9 protein-coding genes are annotated in these 18,957 nt (G+C 47.6%); 3 read left to right on the forward strand and 6 right to left on the reverse strand.

Annotated elements, in window-relative coordinates:
* Window positions 1-110: 110 nt before the first annotated feature.
* Window positions 111-1,025 (reverse strand): pirin family protein, encoded by a 915-nt coding sequence (locus tag H8S84_RS05300; protein WP_187066200.1) that lies wholly within the window; start codon window positions 1,023-1,025, stop codon window positions 111-113.
* Window positions 1,026-1,171: 146 nt separating this feature from the next.
* Between H8S84_RS05300 and H8S84_RS05305 the strand changes: the two genes are divergently transcribed.
* Window positions 1,172-2,770 (forward strand): hypothetical protein, encoded by a 1,599-nt coding sequence (locus H8S84_RS05305; RefSeq protein ID WP_187066201.1) that lies wholly within the window; start codon window positions 1,172-1,174, stop codon window positions 2,768-2,770.
* 71 nt (window positions 2,771-2,841) lie between these two features.
* Here the strand turns inward: H8S84_RS05305 and H8S84_RS05310 are convergent, their stop codons facing one another.
* Entirely contained in the window at window positions 2,842-3,942 is a 1,101-nt protein-coding gene (locus H8S84_RS05310) for a porin (RefSeq protein WP_187066202.1), read from the reverse strand.
* 149 nt (window positions 3,943-4,091) lie between these two features.
* On the reverse strand, window positions 4,092-5,138 hold the full coding sequence (locus H8S84_RS05315; protein ID WP_187066203.1) for a chemotaxis protein CheB: 1,047 nt from the start codon (window positions 5,136-5,138) through the stop codon (window positions 4,092-4,094).
* Between the two features lie 234 nt (window positions 5,139-5,372).
* Between H8S84_RS05315 and H8S84_RS05320 the strand changes: the two genes are divergently transcribed.
* Together H8S84_RS05320 and H8S84_RS05325 are read left to right on the forward strand one after the other, a co-directional pair.
* Window positions 5,373-9,332: a chemotaxis protein CheB gene (locus H8S84_RS05320; protein WP_187066204.1), complete on the forward strand. Its 3,960-nt coding sequence runs from the start codon at window positions 5,373-5,375 to the stop codon at window positions 9,330-9,332.
* 311 nt (window positions 9,333-9,643) lie between these two features.
* On the forward strand, window positions 9,644-9,949 hold the full coding sequence (locus tag H8S84_RS05325) for a hypothetical protein (RefSeq protein WP_187066205.1): 306 nt from the start codon (window positions 9,644-9,646) through the stop codon (window positions 9,947-9,949).
* Window positions 9,950-9,977: 28 nt separating this feature from the next.
* On the opposite strand, the gene H8S84_RS05330 is transcribed toward H8S84_RS05325, so the two are convergent.
* The 3 genes from H8S84_RS05330 to H8S84_RS05340 all read right to left on the reverse strand — a co-directional run bounded on the left by H8S84_RS05330 (window position 9,978) and on the right by H8S84_RS05340 (window position 18,954).
* Window positions 9,978-10,652, reverse strand: coding sequence for a response regulator transcription factor (locus tag H8S84_RS05330; RefSeq protein ID WP_187066206.1), 675 nt, complete (start codon window positions 10,650-10,652; stop codon window positions 9,978-9,980).
* Between the two features lie 488 nt (window positions 10,653-11,140).
* Window positions 11,141-14,308, reverse strand: a complete 3,168-nt coding sequence (locus H8S84_RS05335; protein ID WP_187066207.1) for a transglycosylase domain-containing protein — start codon at window positions 14,306-14,308, stop codon at window positions 11,141-11,143.
* A gap of 542 nt (window positions 14,309-14,850) precedes the next feature.
* Complete coding sequence (locus H8S84_RS05340; RefSeq protein WP_187066208.1) at window positions 14,851-18,954, reverse strand: chemotaxis protein CheB; 4,104 nt, start codon at window positions 18,952-18,954, stop codon at window positions 14,851-14,853.
* Window positions 18,955-18,957: the final 3 nt, after the last annotated feature.

Genomic DNA, 18,957 nt, shown 5'->3' on the forward strand with positions numbered 1-18,957 from the left:
GTTAAACACGCATATATTTCTGCCACTTAAGCTATACTTCAGCAGGCTTAAATGGATTGTTTGATAAAACGTAGATTTTACCTTTTAGGTGGATGTTTTTCGTTTAATTCTCAGGATAGCGCTTGCGGAGGCGGGTCTCCGGCAGGCTTGGTTTTGTCTTCGGGCAGCGGCACGAACTCTTCATTGTCAGTGGGTGGAAGTATGATCCGGCCTTCCTTCCAGTCGGCCTTTGCCTGCTCAATCCGCTCCTTCCGCGACGAGACGAAATTCCACCAGATATACCGTTCGCCCAGCGGCTCGCCACCCAGCAGCATCAGCGTGGCTTTCTCTTTTGCACGGATAACCGGGTGCGCGTTTTTATTGAAGACCAGCATTTGCCCGGCTGAATAGGTTTTGCCAGAAACTTCGATGCTGCCTTTTACTACATAGATACCTCGCTCTGTGTGTTCTTTGGGTAAGCCAAATTTTGCACCTTGGTCCAGCACTACATGCAGGTAAAACAACGGAGAGTGCGTCTTCACGTTGCTCACCAGGCCGTAGGCGTCTCCGGCTATTAGTCTCATCCAGACCCCGGTGTCGGTAAAAACGTGGAGTTGCTCGGGCTTGTAATTGTTAAAAGTAGGCGCAGCTTCTTCTTCTTTTTCCGGGAGTGCCACCCAGGTCTGTATCATCTCCAGTGATCCGCCGGCCAGCGTAGCCGGGTCTTCAAATCGTTCGGAATGTGCTATGCCGCTGCCAGCTGTCATCCAGTTTACCTCGCCAGGGCGAATAACCTGCTGCACACCCAGGCTGTCGCGGTGCGTTACCTGCCCCTCAAATAGATAGCTTACCGTAGACAAGCCAATGTGCGGGTGCGGCAGCACATCCATCGAGTACAGTTCCTGTGGCTGCACCTCCACCGGGCCGGCGTGGTCCATAAAAATAAAAGGGCCTACCATCCTGCGCAGCCGGAAAGGAAGTATCCGCTTTACACTCATTCCCGGGCCTATGGATGCCTTCCGGGCTTCAATCACTAAATCAAGCATAGCAAACAGTTAAGGTGTTATACTAAAGCTAAAACGGATTATACATGTAAGCGGCTATTCCCTGACACGATTTTACATCGGTCTGTTTGCCGCCGCTATATAAAGCTTTGGGTATACTTTCTAAAAGCAGTTGCGTTTAAGGAGAGATGCACCTGAAACTCTATAAGCTGATATCATTCATTCGCCCTGCGTACACACTCCCGCTGCTGTTAGTTATACTTATAGGCTGCGCCACGAAAAACTTTTACGCAGAGACGCAGGTGGCTGATCCGGCGGTTTATCAGCAGTTATTGCAGGACCCAACCTCAGTAGACAGTGTAACAGTGAAAGCTGGTAAACACTACCAGCGAGGCCAATTCTATAGGCTGCTGTGGGGCACTCGCCACCGCAATGCCTGGACAGCGCCCGTTATTGTCCCTATCCTGAGATTAGATACAGTGAAGGGTGGCCTGAAAGTAGAGAGAATCGGGGGAGGTATGCAAACGATCAGTGCTACAATGGTAGGAGCTGATGGCATGGTTTACGCACTCCGAACGGTAGACAAACGGCCACAGGTAATGTTGCCCCCCATACTTCAAAACACCATTTTTGCAGATCTGGTACGTGATCAAACGTCGGCCCTTAACCCCTATGGAGCCCTTGTTGTAGCACCGCTTGCCAGAGCAGTCGGAGTACATACGTCTACTCCAACGCTTGTATACATAACACCAAATGAAGATCGCCTGAAAGAACATAAAAAACTATTAAGTGACAGACTTTACCTGCTGGAAGAAAAGTTTAATGACAAACGTAGCCTGGTAGGTGAGCTTTCAGAAGCGTATGATATTTTGAACACCGACGAGGTGCTGGCAAACCGCTACAAGTACAATAATCATGTGATAGACCAACTGGAATTCGCGAAGGCCAGGCTCCTGGACCTGCTCATCGGCGACCGTGACAGGCATGAAGAACAATGGGAATGGGCTGTATTTAAAGAGAACGGACAGCATATTTACCGGCCTCTACCGAAAGACAGAGACAATGCTTTTTTCCGTTACGACGACGGTATACTCTCCTGGCTTATCAGCCGCAAATGGACCAACCGTAAGTTCGAGACTTTTGACAAAAAGTATAAGGACGTAAAAGCGCTGATGATCAAATCTGAATTTATTGATGCACGGGCAATGCCGGATGTGACAGCATACCAGTTCGATTCTCTAGCCAATGATATGAAACAGCGCCTTACCGATCAGGTAATTGCACAGGCCGTCCAAAAGCTTCCGGATTCTGTTTATGAACTGCAGGGAGAAACATTGGAGCAAAATCTCAGAAGCAGAAGAGACAACTTAGATAAAGCTGCCAGAAAATTTTATGAGGTACTCTCAGAAAAAGTGCTAGTGATAGGCACCGACCAGCCAGACGTTTTTAAGGTAAACCGGCTGAATGATAATGAAACCGAAGTAACAGTAAGCAGGTTATCTGATGGCACAAAGATTTACCACCGAATCTTTAACAGAGCTGAAACAGATGCGATTACACTCCATGACCTTGGCGGCGATGACACTATTGAGGTTACTGGAACAGTAGGAAAAGGCATACAAATTTCCTTAATGGAGGGCCCGGGAAAGAACAAGGTAATCAACACCTCCAGCGTGGGCGGATGGGGGAAAAAATTTGAAGTGCAGCAAAGCAAGATGAAGAAAGACAAAGCTGGTAAAGGTTCAGGCAAAAAGGATAAGCAACCGGTGCAGGCCACCGTCCGGTGAGAAACATACCAAATTTCAGCATCTTTTAGCTGTACTCATACTTTTACATTTTTAACAAACATCGATGTGTATTACAGCTTAACGGCAAACGATGTTACCAGCAGCAGGTTGTCATATTGGGCACCGTCCTCTCCTACAAAAACACGATCCTCAGAAGTATAGCCACGCACCTCTGCCCGCCATTTAAAGTTCGGAGTTGGCATATAGTCCAGGTTAAGTGAGGCGCTGGAAGTCTGGAAGCCTTCAGGTGTGTTGGTCGTAATGATGATCTGATGTCTGTCGTTGTAATGTTCTACGCGCCCCGCCACAGCAAATTTGCTGCTTAACCGGTAGCGCGCCAGAAGTAATCCTGCATACCAGCTACCCTTTTCATTGCTATCCCAAAGCTCCTGCCGGCCATAGTCTATACTTCCGGCTACGTTAAACCTTTCGGAGAAAGTATAGCCAACATACACATTATGGAAGTAGCGCCGCTTTGCATCTACACCGGTGGGTGCCTCGTTGCCGTAATAGTTGTTGTAGCTAAGTATAAGTTCGTTGGTGGGTGCATAGCTGATGCCGAAACCCAGTGACTTGGCATCATTCGTTTCCTGTATATTCTGCCATCCGTTAAGTACCAGGAATTTGAGGGTTATACTTTCAGAAACGTTTGCGGTAAGTTGTGCACCGGTTTCAAAGTATGGCGAGTTTTCGGCCATCAGGGCGCGGGTGTAAATTTCGTTGTTGATGGAGAACGTACTTTCGTAGCCAATGTGCGAAGGAAGTATACCCATATCCAGCCACACCCCCTCTGCCAGTTTTACTCCTGCGTTTGCCTGTGCGATCAGCCGTGTCAGTTCGTTGGTTTCAGCAGCATAGTTTGCCTGTACATAAGTACCCGTATGTAAAGCCAGTGTGCCCCGAACCCTTGCTGCGTTGTAATCGGCCTGTATAAAGCCCCAGTTCAGGTTAAATTCGTTGTGCCGGAACGCTTGTGTGGTAAACAGCCTGTCTTTGGAGAATGGCTCTGAAAAATCGTAGGCGTAGTATACATCCACGCCTGCAGTAAGCTTAAAGGGTTTTTCAGGCTCCTCTATGCCAAGCGAATCCGTGGATTGTGCGTTGGCGGCAACAGCGGCAAAGGCTAAGAGAAAAAAAACAATGCGTTGTGTTATAAGGTAAAGTTGTTTCATCGCATCAAATTACGCCAGAAAATTATCTGCACTAATGCCGTGTTCAGGTAGGCGCCCCTGCAGAAACTATAAACTGCAGCAGCCACGATATTTTACCCACAGCTCCACAGTCAGTACAAGACAACAGAGAATGATTCCCCGAGCAGGATTCAACCCGTCTCTCCCATTTGCTCCTCATCCTTTGAGGCAGATCGTGAAAGAAGCTCCCGTAGGCGCTCAATGTGTACTTTCATTTCTTCAGCCCGGGTTTCCTGTATACTTGCCCAGCGGTGGTTACCTTTTGTTGTTTCTCCGCGCGACATACTCTGTAAGATGTTCCGCCGTTCCTCCAGCGTGCGCAGCGCTACCCAAAGTGTTTCTTCAAGCGCGTTCGACATACCATCCAATAGCGAGTCCTCGGAAAATGCATGCCCGGAATGGCACCTGAAACGCTTGATTGTTCCCTCCTGCGACAGCTCCCATAAGCCACCACCACACTCGGGGCAAGAATAGACAGTGCGGTCGCCTGCCTTATCTAATTCATCAATATTGGTTAATGTGCTGTTAGTCATAACACGTTCTGCTATTTGGGCTTCCTGCCAGATATCGGATGGCACCGTAACCGAGCTCTGCGACGGTTGTTGCCGGCTTACCTCTTCAAGTATACTGCTCATCTCCTCCAGCGCCACTACATGGTCTATGTTTACCTGCCTTATCACGTTCTCCGGCAGCACAGGGAACTCAGCGTCGTCAGGGTGCTGCACAACAGCAACTCCGCCGCTTCTTTTAATAGACTCCATGCCAATCACTCCATCACTCATAAAGCCGGTTAAAACCACCCCGATAGTGCTGGCGCCATGGTACGCGGCAGCTGAACGAAACAACGGATCAATGGCAGGCCTGAACTGGTTTTCGCGTGGCCCCGTTACCACCAGCATTTCCTTTTTGCTCAGGAGCAAGTGTTTATCGGCAGGTGCAAAGTATACTGTACCAGGTTCAAACTCCTGCTGATGCTCTGCCACTTTACAGGTTAAGCTTGTGAACTGATTAAGCCTGTTTACCAGGAAAGCTGCAGAAGAGTCGGCACTCAGGTGCTGTACAATGAATATGGAGGCTGGCAGATCTTCCGGCAGCCCTGCCAGCAGCTTTATCAGCGCCTGCATACCCCCGGCAGATGTCCCGATTACGATGATCTTGTTATACTTTGTTTCTGGCATTTAGCTTAGTTATTCATACTTTCCCGGAGACGTAACAGCCCAGGAATAATAAAAATCTTATGTACGGCCCATACTTCGAAGTGTTAAAACTGCAAAGTATAAACTTGTGCAAATAAGCTGCTTATACTTTGGGTGGTTGCCTGCATTTAATGCACTGTCGTAATTATATAGTATAAATTGATAAATTAGCGAGAAGGATGAGGAGGTAATGATCCTTGGGTAAAGCAAACAAGAATGACAAAAGCAGCGAAACAGGCTAAAAACAACAAAATAGAGGGGGGGGGGAAGGAAGTATACGTAATCGGAATCGGAGCCTCTGCTGGTGGCCTGCAGGCGCTTGAATCATTGTTCAGCACTGTGCCCCAGGATAAGGTAGCTTACGTAATTGTGCAGCATATCTCCTCGGAATATCGCAGCCTGCTAACGGAGCTACTGGAGCAGTATTCTGCCTTAAAGGTGACGGAAGCGGTGCAGGACACGCCGGTGCTGCCGAACAGGGTTTACGTGATACCCAATACCAAAGAGCTGACAATAAAAGACAATCACTTAAGGCTAAGAGATAAAACGGTTGCAAACCGCACCCAGACCATAGATACCTTCTTTACCTCCCTTGCCGAAGACAAAAAGCAGCGCGCCATTGGCATTGTTTTATCGGGTACCGGTACAGACGGCACCGTAGGAATAGAGGCGATAAAAAAAGCTGGCGGCCTGGTGCTGGTGCAGGACCCCACCACAGCAAAGTTCGACGGCATGCCGCGCAGCGCCATTAACTCCGGCTATGCAGATTATATACTTCCTCCGGAGCTGATGTCGGCTGAGATATTCGACTACATTAAAACAGGGCCACTAAGAAAAGACCTGACAGAGCTTTCGGACAGTGAAGCGGAAGCAATGTTCTTCAACATCCTGGATATGGTGCATGAGCGCACCGGCATCGACTTCAGCAACTATAAGCGGCCCACGATCATCAGGCGCATCAGCCGGCGCATGAACGTACTAAACCTCGACAGCTTTGCCGATTACCTGGACTACCTGAACCAGCACAAAGAAGAACTGGAAACGCTGGGCAAGGAATTCCTGATAGGTGTTACCAAATTCTTCCGGGATGAGGAGGCGTATGAAATGCTGGCAAGCAAAGTTATCCCCGAAATTATAGACAGGAAAAAGATTGATGAGCAACTCCGGGTGTGGGTGGCTGGTTGCTCTACCGGCGAGGAGGCCTACTCTATCGCCATACTTATCAGGGAGTACCTGGATAAAGTAAAAAAAGAACTGGAGGTAAAGATCTTTGCTTCCGACATAGACCGCGAGGCCCTCGATTTTGCTGGCAAAGGTTTGTATCCGCAGAGCAGCGTCTCAGAAGTATCTGAGGAAAGGCTTGGCGAGTATTTTGTTAATGAAGACGGCAAATACCGGATTACCCAGCGGGTACGCCGGATGGTGATCTTCTCCCCGCATAACGTTGCTAACGACCCACCATTTAGCAGGATAGACCTGGTAAGCTGCCGCAACATGCTCATTTACCTGAACCCGCTGCTGCAGAAGAAAGTAATCGATAAATTCCACTATGCGTTAACAATGCATGGCTACCTGTTCCTGGGTTCCAGCGAAAGTATAGGCGAGCTAAGGAACTTTGAGGAGGTAAGCAAAAAATGGAAGATCTACCGCAACACAGAGCCTTCCAGGTCGCTGGGTATGGCAGATACATACTCTGGCCACTTAAGCAAACGCCCTGCATCAACTCCAACGCCTAGTTTCTCCCGCGACCTGTCGGCAAAGCAGGTGCTGCAGCATAACTTTAACGAGCTGCTGAGCGAGACCATGCTGGAAGAAGCTGGCTATGCTGCCGTGTATGTTGATGAAAGCTACGATGTGTTGCACGGTGCTGGCAAGTATAAAAAATTCCTGGAGCTGCCTGACCATAGCTTTACCTATAACCTGCTTAAACTGGTTCCGCAGGATCTGGCGGTAAGTTTAGGCGCCATGCTGCGCAAAGCAGTAATCGAAAAAGAAAAAGTTACCGCCTACAATGTGCAGGTGCGCGACGGGGAAGAGCTGCGACATATAAACATCGTGGTTAAGCCATACCTTTCCGATAAAAAGCTGTTCCAGAAATTTATACTTATACTGTTCTCCGAAGACCAGCCGCGTATTGCGCTGGAGCCAAGCCAGGTGGTAGTGTTTAGCGAAAACCAGTATGAAAACCGGGTGCACGAGCTGGAGCTGGAACTGCAGTATACAAAAGACGACCTGCAGGCGGTAGTAGAAGAGCTGGAAACCGCTAACGAGGAACTGCAAAGTACCAACGAGGAGCTACTCTCTTCTAACGAGGAGCTGCAGAGCACCAACGAGGAACTGCAGTCGCTGAACGAAGAGCTCCATACCATCAACACCGAGCATCAGTACAAAATAAAGGCGCTAGTAGAGCTAGACGATGACCTGAACAACTATTTCCGTAGTACAGACATAGGGCAGATCTTCGTGGACCGGAAAATGATCATCCGGAAGTATACCCCGGCCGCTACCAGTCTTATAAACCTGATCGAAAGCGATATTGGCCGCTCTATAAACCATATCTCCAACAACCTGCGCTACGACAAGCTGACAGAAGATGTACGGCATGTTATCGGCAGCAATAAGGTGATAGAAAAAGAGGTGCAGGATAAGAACGGCGTTTGGTACCAGATGCGCATACTGCCCTACATTACGCAGGAGCGGAAAATAGACGGCGCCATCATCATCTTTATCCAGATAAACGAGCTCAAGAATATGCAACTGCTGCATGCAGGCATTCTGCAAAGCTCTCCAAATGCCATCATGGCTTTAAAGTCTCTTCGCAACACATCAAACCAGATCATAGATTTCAGCATAAACATTATTAACCGCAAAGCTGAGACTATATTTGACAGGCCGGGAGATAAGCTGATAAACAGAACGCTCTGGAATGAGTATCCGCAGTTGATGGAGCAGGGTATGTTTAAGCGCTTTATTAACGTTGTGGAAACTGGCGAGCCGCTGGATACAGAACTGTGCCAGGTTTTCAACCAAAAGCCGCTCTGGCTGCACATAGTAGCCGTTAAGTTTGATGATGGCTTAGTGCTTACCATGCAGGATATTACGGAGCGTAGACTAAACGAGCAGGCCCTGATAGAGCAAAAGGAGGAGTCAAAGCAAAGTGCCGAAAAATTCCGGACACTGCTGGAGGCCGTACCACACATCACCTGGACGAACCTGCCTAGCGGTGAGAACGACAGCTTTAACAGCCTTTGGTACGAATACACCGGCATGACACTGGAAGAATCAGTTGGTTGGGGCTGGCAAAAAGCCTATCACTCGGATGACCTAGAAACTAAATTGCCGGAGTACAAGCGAAGCCTGCAAACCGGCGAGGTGTTTAGTACACAGGCGCGCATACTTCGCGGTGCGGATAATTCGTACCGCTGGCACCTGCTAAAGAATGTACCTATCCGGAACGAGGCAGGCGAAATACTACTCTGGATCGGAACGGCCACAGACATACAGGATCAGAAAAATGCCGAGGATGCCACTATCAGGCTAAGGTTATCGCAACAGCGCGAAATGCTTAGCAGTGTGCTTCAGGCACAGGAAGAGGAGCGCAGCCGTATTTCGGAGGCCCTGCACAATGGATTGGGCCAGGTGCTCTACGCGGCCAAACTTAACCTGGACGGACTTAATACTTCTTCGGCGCAGCAAAAAAAGCAGAAAGAGCAGGTAGACAAGTTCCTGCAGGAAAGTATAAAAATAACCCGTGATATTTCGTATGAGCTTACCCCTACTGTTTTAAAGGAATTTGGCATTAAGACAGCCGTAGAGGAAATCATTCACAGATTGCAAAGCCCTAAACAAAAATTCACGTTTAACATGAGCGGCTCTGAGGAGCAGTTGAGCTATGCCACCTCCTTGTCTTTATACCGCATTATACAGGAGCTCCTGAACAATGTAGTAAAGCATTCGGGCGCAACCAAAGCAGAGGTAGACTTAGCCATTGGGGAAAGTAACTTAGTGCTTCGAGTTCGGGATAATGGCAAAGGCATGACCGATAAAGACCTTAGCAGGATAAAAGGAGTTGGCCTGCGCGGCATAAAAAACAGGATAGAGCTACTTGAGGGGGAGATAAGAATAGAATCCTCAAAAGACAACGGCTGCCTCATCGAGATCAAAAGTAAAGTATAAAACTCATCCCTGGTTATAGGTAAATGCCGCAAATAGTTCTGACATACTATTTGCGGCATTTACTTTTATCCAATCCTTACCGGAAGTGCGCACGACAACTGCAGCATTATACTTACACCTCTCTTAATTCCGGTGCTTTTGAGAGGCGGCGCATGTGCAAAAACGACATTTATACTTAGTTGATATTAAGTATTGATACTGATGTAAGCCCACTTTCTTTTTCTCACATTTGAGTACAGATTGGAAAAGTGTACAGACAGATTTACAGGGTTAGTATTTGCCAGATTTAACTAACCACAATAACGGGTTTTATGTCAGAGAAAGTGCAAGCAGCACTGCAGGATTACGAGGACAAGCTTACTGCGGGGAGTATAAAAACGTTTAATATAAAGATAACTGCTTTAGGTTTATTACTGCAGTCTACGCCTGATGGCGTGGTAGAATCACAAAGTATACTTCTTAGCCCGGACCTGCACCATTCGCTGCAGATCTTCTTCTCAGGCATAGATGCCATCGAATACGGCTCCTTTGATTATACAACCTTTAAGAGCTTGCTTAACGCACACTGTACCCTGGAGCGCATGGCAAACAGGACAGGTAACAAAGAAAGAAAGTAATGCTCTGCCTTCTCTGAACTTAGCGCCCTTACTCCGGCATTTCCAGATCTATTAGCTTATGCCCAATAGCATACTTAATAAGATTGGCGGTGTTCTTGGCTCCTGTTTTCTCCAGTATATTTTGCCGGTGTGTTTCGATGGTGCGCTTACTTGTAAACAGCTTGTCTGCAATCTCTGCGTTTGTATAACCTTCTGCAATCAGCGTAAGCACCTCTATTTCACGTTTCGACAACCCTGATTCATTCTTTGCTTCTCCCTCAGCTGGCCCGGTCATATACTTGTCAGTCAGTATGTTCATCGAGAGTTCGCTGCAGATATAGTTTGTACCCCCTGCCACCAGTTTTATAGCAGACTTCAACTCATCTTTGCCCGTAGTTTTTAAAAGGTAACCGGAAGCCCCCTGCTGCAGCATTTTCTGAACATAGGGCAGGTTGTTGAGCATAGACAGCGCAATAACTTTTGTTTCAGGGTAGTTTTTTACGACTTGTTCTGTCGCCTCTACCCCACTCATCACAGGCATGTTTATATCCATCAGTACCACATCAACCTGATTATCGGCGAGCAGGTCTAGCAGTTCCTGTCCGTTTCCTGCCTCTCCTACCACTTCTATTTCACTGTCTTCTTCCAACAGCATCCTCAGCCCCTGTCGTAATATGATGTGATCTTCCGCAATAATAACCCTAACAAGCTTTTGCTCTTCCATTTATTAATAGACCGTAAGTTGAGATGCCCTAAAGCAACGTCTTACTTTATTTTACTCCATTCTTAGATTTATGATACAGTAGCCCTGGCATTTTACACTCGGTTCCTGCCAAAAGCGAAAAAGACTGGAGAGAACCATCCTCAGCACCCAATTAGGTATGGCTCTCTCAGTCTTTATGGGCAAATGCGACATGCATAATTACGTATCGCATGTTATTGTATGTAAATACACTTCTATTTACGAAGCTTATAGTCTGTAAACCAACCAACCTGCTGTAAATACAGGATTCACACATACAAATACAGTTTACCCGCAATAACTACGTATTTATACCATGCCACCCTAGCATGCACCAGCAGTTACGGTAGTGTACATTGCAGTGTGAGCTAAGAAAGTTAACAGGTGAAATAGATGCATAAATGCCGAGGCTGTAACTGGTTGTTACAGCCTTGGCATTTATGAAATTACCTGATGCGGAAAATTATCCCTTAATTCTGGGGCAGCAACGCTGCATTCACAGCAGTATTAGCCTTTGGTGTTGTTTTGTCTTCTGCCAGGATAATAGGTGGTTCCTTTTCGGTAGGCACTTCTGGTAATTGGTTGTTTAAATTAACCTTCTTGTCTAGGTATGGCTCCAGGATAGGCGCCATGCCGCGCAGCACCTGCACCGGCAACGACGATGTAAAATGGAAGTCGGCGGCATCACGGCCAGGCACAAAGGCTGTAACTGTTCCAAAATGACTATCTCCCAAAAAGAAGACAAATGTTGCCGTACGGTTTACAGCACGGGACGCCAACCTGTACCCTCTGGAGCTAACGGTTACAGAACGGTTATCGCCTGTTCCGGTTTTACCTCCCATACTTAAAGGCGTGCCGTTGGTCAGTTTAAAACCACCTTGCAGACGGCGCGCAGTACCTACATCCACTACCTCGCTTAATGCCTCTCTTACTACTTTGGCTACTGCCGGCTCCATTACCTGTTCTTTTTCCAGCGGTTTCCATTTAAGGGATGTTTCGAAGGGTGTGAGTGCCGCAAAATGGATCTGCTCTATTCTTACGGTGCGCTGCCTTTCGCCATTGCTCATGATAATGCCCATCAACTCGGCAAGTGCCTCAGGACGGTCGCCGGAGGAACCAAGAGCCGTAGCCAGGGAAGGCACTAAATTCTTGAACGGGTAGCCCAGGCGCTCCCAACGTTTTTGGATAGATTCGTAAGCATCGATCTCAAGTATGGTACGGATGCGTGAGTCCCGCGCTCTTTTATACTTGGTACGGAACAACCACTTATAGATATCCTGTCTTTGCTGTTCACAGGCATCCACTAGTTCCGTCCATTTTGCCTCAGGGTGCTCTCGTAAATAAGCGAGCATCCAAAGCTCCAACGGATGGCGACGAGACAGGTACCCCTGGTCTGACAGATTATAGGAGTCGGGGCCATAGCGTTCGTACAGTTCTACTACCCTGTCCTCTTTTATTTTTTCACCGGGCAGATGCTGGCGCAGAAATTTGTTAAATGTGTCGTAGTCTTTTTCGGGGTACAGGTAACGGTGTACAACAGCCAGACGCACTTCATTTTTATGAATGCTGTTCAGTAGCCTTTTAAAACGATCGTCCGCAGAAAGGCCGTTATACTTGTTCCAAAAACGCCTTAAGTATACTTTGCCCTCGCGATCTGCGAAACGCTTCAGGTACTCCTGGCGGCGCGGATCTCCTGCATCGCCCAATAACTTGCCCGGGTTACCTACCTGCTCATACATGGTGTAGCTTACTATATCCCGCATCAAGCGCACAAATGGCAGGTTGATTGACTTCTGAAATGCCTCGCGAACCGTTGGCCTGCTGTAGTTGTCGTCGTTGTTAAAGTTATGGAAGTAGTGCCTACCGCCTCCTGTAAAAAAGGCCTCACCGGGGTTTGCTGAGTAACGACGTTCCAGGGCAGCCATCAGTGTCGCCTCCAGGCTTTTGTCTTTTTCCCTGCCCAGGTAGTGCAGCACCCACTCGCTTATGTTATCATGCGGTTCCTGTAACTGTTTTCTTAATTCTGCCTGCGATAGCCCTGCAAATTGTTTATGTGCTTCTGCCACCAACTCCAGGTAAGTGATCAGTACCCGCAGCTTGGCTGTAGAGCCCAACTCCAGCTTGCTGCCTTCGTTCATGTCAAACGGCTGGTCTGTATTGTCTGTCTGTACCCGCACCAGGTTGCCGTATGGAGTACGCTCAAACAAGGTAAAGCTGTAGAGCACCGACTCGGTACGGCTCGGTGAAAGCATCCGCTCTCCAAACACACCCACCGACTTAGCAAACTCCTGATCGTTCAGGCGATGCAGGTATGTGCTTATCTGCTCCTGCAACTCATGCTCCAGTGTAGTGGTGGCGGCCATATCCATTCGGTCCAGGTCGTAAAGCGTTTTGCCCAGCAGCTCTGAAAGGTGCGTTCTGGCAACCAGTGCGCCTTTGTCTGTTGTTCTGGGCGCTACGGCAGGGTTATTGCCAAAGTCTCTGAACGTAACTTCCTGGGCCAGGCCCGCATCGCGTAGCTCCGGCGAAATGTAGCCACTGCTTGCTAACAAGCGCAGGTATCCTCCGGTAAGGTTGTTTAACTCTTCGCGCCCCTGCTCCCCTAAATAAAAAGTAGGACGGCGCTGGGCAATCATCAGAGACAGCACCTGGCGCAGGGCCTGCCCTTTGGCAAGCAGCGTGTCGCCTTTCGCATCGTCCAGGGTAAGCAAGCGGTTCACTTTACTTATATCCGAATCAAACCAGACTTTTAGCCCGTCGCCTATGCCATGTACCTCGCCATAACCCGGAGCACCCGAAAGCGGAACCGTATTTATATAAGAGAGTACAAGGTCTTTTCGGACAGGTAAAGTTTGCGGACCGGCACGGTATGCGCGCACACTTGCCGATATCATTTGCTTTATTTTTTCACGCGCATCTACTGTTATCCCACCCGGCGAGTGCCGGAACTTTTCTATCTGTGTGGCAAGGGTGCTGCCGCCTATGGTTTTATACTCTAAGCCGATCATATTACCCGCCTCGTGCAGCGATGCTTTTGTAAAGCGCATCCAGTCTACTGCCGGATTCATAAAAAGCTTGGAGGTATCCAGCAGTTCACGGTTCTCAATAAACAGCAGGGAGTTGACCATTAAGGCCGGAATAGAATCAAACGAAGTATAAATCTGGCTTGGGTAGCTATACTTGTACACCGGCGAACCGTTGCTGTCCAGAATGTTCAGCCCTGTCTGTGTCTTTTCGGGGTAAGGAGTAAAGAAACCGCGGGAGGCATAATCTAATAGCTTCGGAGAGAACTGCGCCTGTGATTCAATCAGCATCCCCTGCGATTGCACGCGCTCGAGCATCTTAGGCAGCTGTGCATACCCTAATCGTAAATCGAATGGTCCTTTTTCAGGATAGACAATTGCATCACTAGGCCCCTCTTCTACCTTATATGTTAATGTTGAGGCAAACTCAGAAAACTGTTCTGCCTGAATGCGAGAAGTATGGACCTCGTAGATAACAACGGTAACAGCAACGCAAATGCTGAGAAACAAAATACCAAATAAAGTCCACTTAATTATGTTCTTAACTCTGGGCTTATTTCTCGCTTTTTCCTGGCTATCATCCTGAAGGTCCGGACGGTAATTATTGACTACCATCTCTGGATTATTTTAAGTGTTTGTAAATGTCTTTCACTATGTGTTACGTGTACTTGTCTTTTTTGGTGACTAAAACATACAAAAATATAAGTATAAGCGTAAATAGCTCAGGCTTAGGTTATCAGCGTTTTCAAAAGCTGCAAAAAAGCCGTAATTAATTAATAATCTACTATTTACATTATTTACCAAAACTTAATACTTAGTACACAAGCATTACTTATTTGTAATTTACAAAGCAATTTTAAGTATAAACCAGTACAATAAAATTAGTAAAACAGTAACAGGACCATCTCACTATTAAGAGTCATTTTTTGGATTTTAGAAGTATAGCCTGTTTGATACTTAGGGAGGGGCCATAACCCTGCTGTCAATGAAAAAGAAGGGTGTACAGGGTGTTACTAAAGGCAGCTGAAAACCTGAGGAAAAGGTAGTATAAAGGAATAGAAAGCGTAATAGTTGTAGGGGGAAAAAAAGCACTGCTGCCTCTGCTGTAAGTTTCGTGAGAACAGCAAAGGCAGCAGCACTGGAGCATCTATATCAGGTCAGGATTCTTTAAAGTATAACTCAAAGATAGTTCCTTCGCCTTCCTTGCTCTTTACTTTAATAAAACCTCCGGCATTGTCTATCATGCGCTTTACAATGTATAGCCCCATTCCTGTTCCGTCTACATGTGAATGGAAGCGTTTGAAAAGGGTAAACAGCTTGGGTTGGTTATCACGGCTGATGCCAAGTCCATTATCGGCAACAGACAACAAGACATAACCATCCACCCGATCAGTTCTGAGCGATACCTTAGGCACCCGGTCTTCTGACCTGTACTTAATGGAGTTGGTTACCAGGTTGTAAAGCACACTGTACAGGTTCTTCTTAGAGAAGGTAACATGCGGCGCTTTTTCAAAGTCAACAGACAATTCTACCTGCTCGCTCTCCAGCAACTCCTTAATATTGCCTTCCATTTCTTTAAACACCTCCTTCACCTCTACCTGTTCAGGTTCCCCGTCGATATCACGCTGCACCTTGGCTATGTCTGTCAGGTCTTTAATAACGTTTTTAAAGCGACTGATTGAGTCTTTCATCATATCAAACACAGGTTGAGTAGGCTCCCCGGGTATTGGCCCGGCAGAAATTATCTGCTCTTCCAGCAGCAGCATCAAACCTTCTATGTTAGCTATCGGTGCTTTAAGATCGTGAGAGGCAGTGTACACAAATGTATCCAGGTCTTCGATTACGCGAAGCAGGTGATCGTTGGTTTCCACCAGTTTTTCTTGGGTCATTTTTAGGTCGGTCAGGTCTATAAATGATCCAAGCACCCGGAAAGGCATCTGGTATTCGTTGTGCATGATATGCGCCCTATTCGACACATAAGCATAAGACTCATCTTTCTTGGCCAGTCTGTACTCGCCCGCCCACTGCTCTTCGCCGGAGTTGATAGCCTTATTTATACTTTTGCATATGTCTTCTCTGTCGTTCGGGTGAATGAGTTTTAGCCAACCTTCGATGCCATTGCCCATTTCATTCGCCTCAAAGCCAAGCATAGTCTGTAAGCTGTCGCTCCACCAGATATCGTTGTTTACAATGTCCCAATCCCAGATCACATCGTTGGTAGCCATCGATACCATCCGGAACCGCTCCTCACTGGAGGCAAGCTCACGGGTACGCTCTGCCACCCTTTTCTCCAGCTCGTTGTTCAGTTTGATCAGGTTTTCTTCGGCCAGTTTAAGCTCCTCATAGGCCATCAGCACCTTATCCTCGCTGTTCTTCTTCTCGGTAATGTCGGCCATGGTTACGGTAATCCCGTCTCCCATTTTAACGGCGGCAATTTCATACCATATCTTCTGGCCGTTTACATCCAGCTGCTGTTCTATGTGCATGGCATGCTCTGTCTCCACCACATTCACAAACTTCCGGAACAAACCAGACTTTTTCAGGAACGACATTCCCGACAGCACACTGGAACCAATCAGCTCGGCCTGTGATTGCCCTACCATCTTCTCGGTATTCCTGTTTAGCAATGTCCAGTTGAAATCTGTAATTACCTGTTTCTCGTCTCGCACTGACCGCAAGGCCATGATACTGTTCAGTGAGCTGTTTAGTACCCCTTGCACTACATTGCTGAGTGTTTTAAGGGTAGTTACATCCACAAAACTCACTACTACGCCATCTTTGTTGCCGTCGTGCTTTAAGTATGGGATAATGCGCATCAGGTAGTACTTGCCGTCACGGGTCTCTAACTCTTGCTCTACTTCTGCAGAGGTATTGTTTACCTCTTTTATATCCTCTATCAGGCGGGAGTACTTCAGGTTATGCGACAGGTGATGAATAGGTCTGCCCAGATCGCTGTCTATAATATTGATAAGGCCATCAATAGCAGGCGTAAATTTCCGGATTACCAGGTGGTGGTCTACAAACAGCTGCCCTATATTGGAGCTCCTGAAGTAATTATCCATGTCCTCGTTCAGCTCCTGAAGTTCTTTTATCTTAAGCTGGTGCTCCGAGTTTACGGTATGCAGCTCTTCGTTCAGCGACTGCATTTCCTCATTAGAACTCTGCAGCTCCTCGTTCGACGACATCAGCTCCTCGTTCGTGCTTTGCAGTTCTTCGTTTGCAGTGCTCAGGTCCTGCACGGTTAGCTGCAGTCCTTCCCGGGCTTCCTTAAGTTCTGCCTCCAGGGCAGTAAGCTGCTGGTAGTAATCTGAGTCAGATACAAACGACAGGTCCGATACTTTTGGCAGCGGTGTTACCTCCCCCATCTCCTGCAGCAGCACCAGTATTACCTGCGGGTTGCCTTTATCCAGGGTAAGCGGACGGATGGAAACATGCACCATCTGCTCCTTTTTACCGAGTTTAACAGCTACCTGCCTGGCCACTACTTTGCGGTTCTGCTTTAACGCCTTCCGTATGCCAACACTTAACGTTACCGCCAACTCTTCGGGCACCATTTTGATGAGGTTGAAGTGCAGGCGCTTGTCCGGGAATTTTAGAAAACGGTTAATATCACCAATGCCGTGCAGCAGCTGGTAATTCTCATCTACGTAGAGGCCGGTTACTTTAAAGTCTTCGGAAACAGCATCCATAAAAGAGTTGCTGTAATGAGCCTCTGGCGTAACTTTATTATTCGACAGCTGCCCTACATGGCCATTGTTCTGGCTGGAATAATCGGTGATGCCATAGCTCTGCCTGATGCTTCTGCTCTCTTTTATCTTGCGGAAGATCTTCCATTTCCTGTTCTCTTCAGAGAAAAAAGATTTCATGGACCCAATATGCTCGCTGGAGCCGAGATACAAGTAGCCTCCCAGATTAAGGGCATATGGAAAAAGGGCCATCACCTTGTCCTGCAGGCTCTGGTTTAAATAGATCAGCATGTTACGGCACGAGATCAGGTCGATGTGGCTGTAGGGCGGGTCTTTCTGCAGGTCGTGCTGTGCGAACACCACCAGTTTCCGGATGTCTTCGTTTACAAAGTATCGGTTACCCTTCTGGTGAAAGAAACGCGCCAGCCGTTCTGCTGATACGTGCTTGGCAATTGAGGCAGGATAGCTCCCTTTAGAAGCTTGTGTGATAGCCTGCTGATCAATATCGGTGGCAAAAATTTTAACATGAGGATCCCTGCCTAATTTCTCATAAGCCTCTCTAAAAAGTATAGCCAGCGAATAGGCTTCTTCGCCGGTGCTGCACGCTGCCACCCATACTTTTATTGGATCGTTGGTTGTTTTGGAGGCAATTATTTTAGGAATGTACTCCTGCTCCAGGGAGTCGAATGCCTCCGTGTCGCGGAAGAAGTTGGTTACATTGATAAAGAACTCCTGACACAGCTTTTTTATTTCTGCCGGATTCTCATGCAGGTAAGTCAGGTAACCTGAAAGATTCTTCACTTTCAGGTGGTCCATCCTTTTCCGGATGCGGCGGTTTATCGTAGCCTCCTTGTAGTTTGTAAAGTCGGTCTGCGTATGGGTACATATCAGGTCCAGGATCTCCTTTAAAATCAGTTCATCCTCTCCCTGTTCGTTTTGCTCAATTAAACTGTTCACCAACGGAATTTTACGGGTGTATTCGATAATCTCCTCCGGCATCTGCTCCGGTGGTAATATAAAATCAACAAAACCGGCATCGATGGCGCTGCGTGGCATGCCGTCGAACTTTGCAGTATCAGGAGCTTGTACCACTACCATACCCCCGGCTCTTTTTATTGCTTTAGCGCCTTTGGTACCGTCGCTTCCTGTGCCCGATAAAACTATCCCTATAGCATACTTCCCCCTGCTTCTGGCCATCGACTCAAAAAACAGATCAATGGCAAAGTTGGGCTCGCGGCTCCTGGCTTTGTCCTCGAGACGGAGGCGGCCATGCTCCATGGTAAGCTGTTTGCCGCTTGGCAGCACATAGATACAGTTAGGCTTTGTAAACATATTATCCTCGGCCACCTGCACCTGCATCTGCGTGTGCTTGCTAAGCAGTTCCGCCATCAGGCTTTTATGGTCCGGCGAAAGATGCTGTATAATTACAAATGAGAAGCTCGAGTTATTCGGAAAATGGTCGAACAGTTTATGAATAGCCTCTAAGCCACCCGCAGATGCGCCAATACCCACCAGGTAATGATCTGTGGCAGGTTTAGTGATAGTCTGTTTAGGGTCTGATTTAGCTGATAACATATA

Source organism: Pontibacter cellulosilyticus (assembly GCF_014306105.1).
Classification (GTDB): Bacteria; Bacteroidota; Bacteroidia; order Cytophagales; family Hymenobacteraceae; genus Pontibacter; species Pontibacter cellulosilyticus.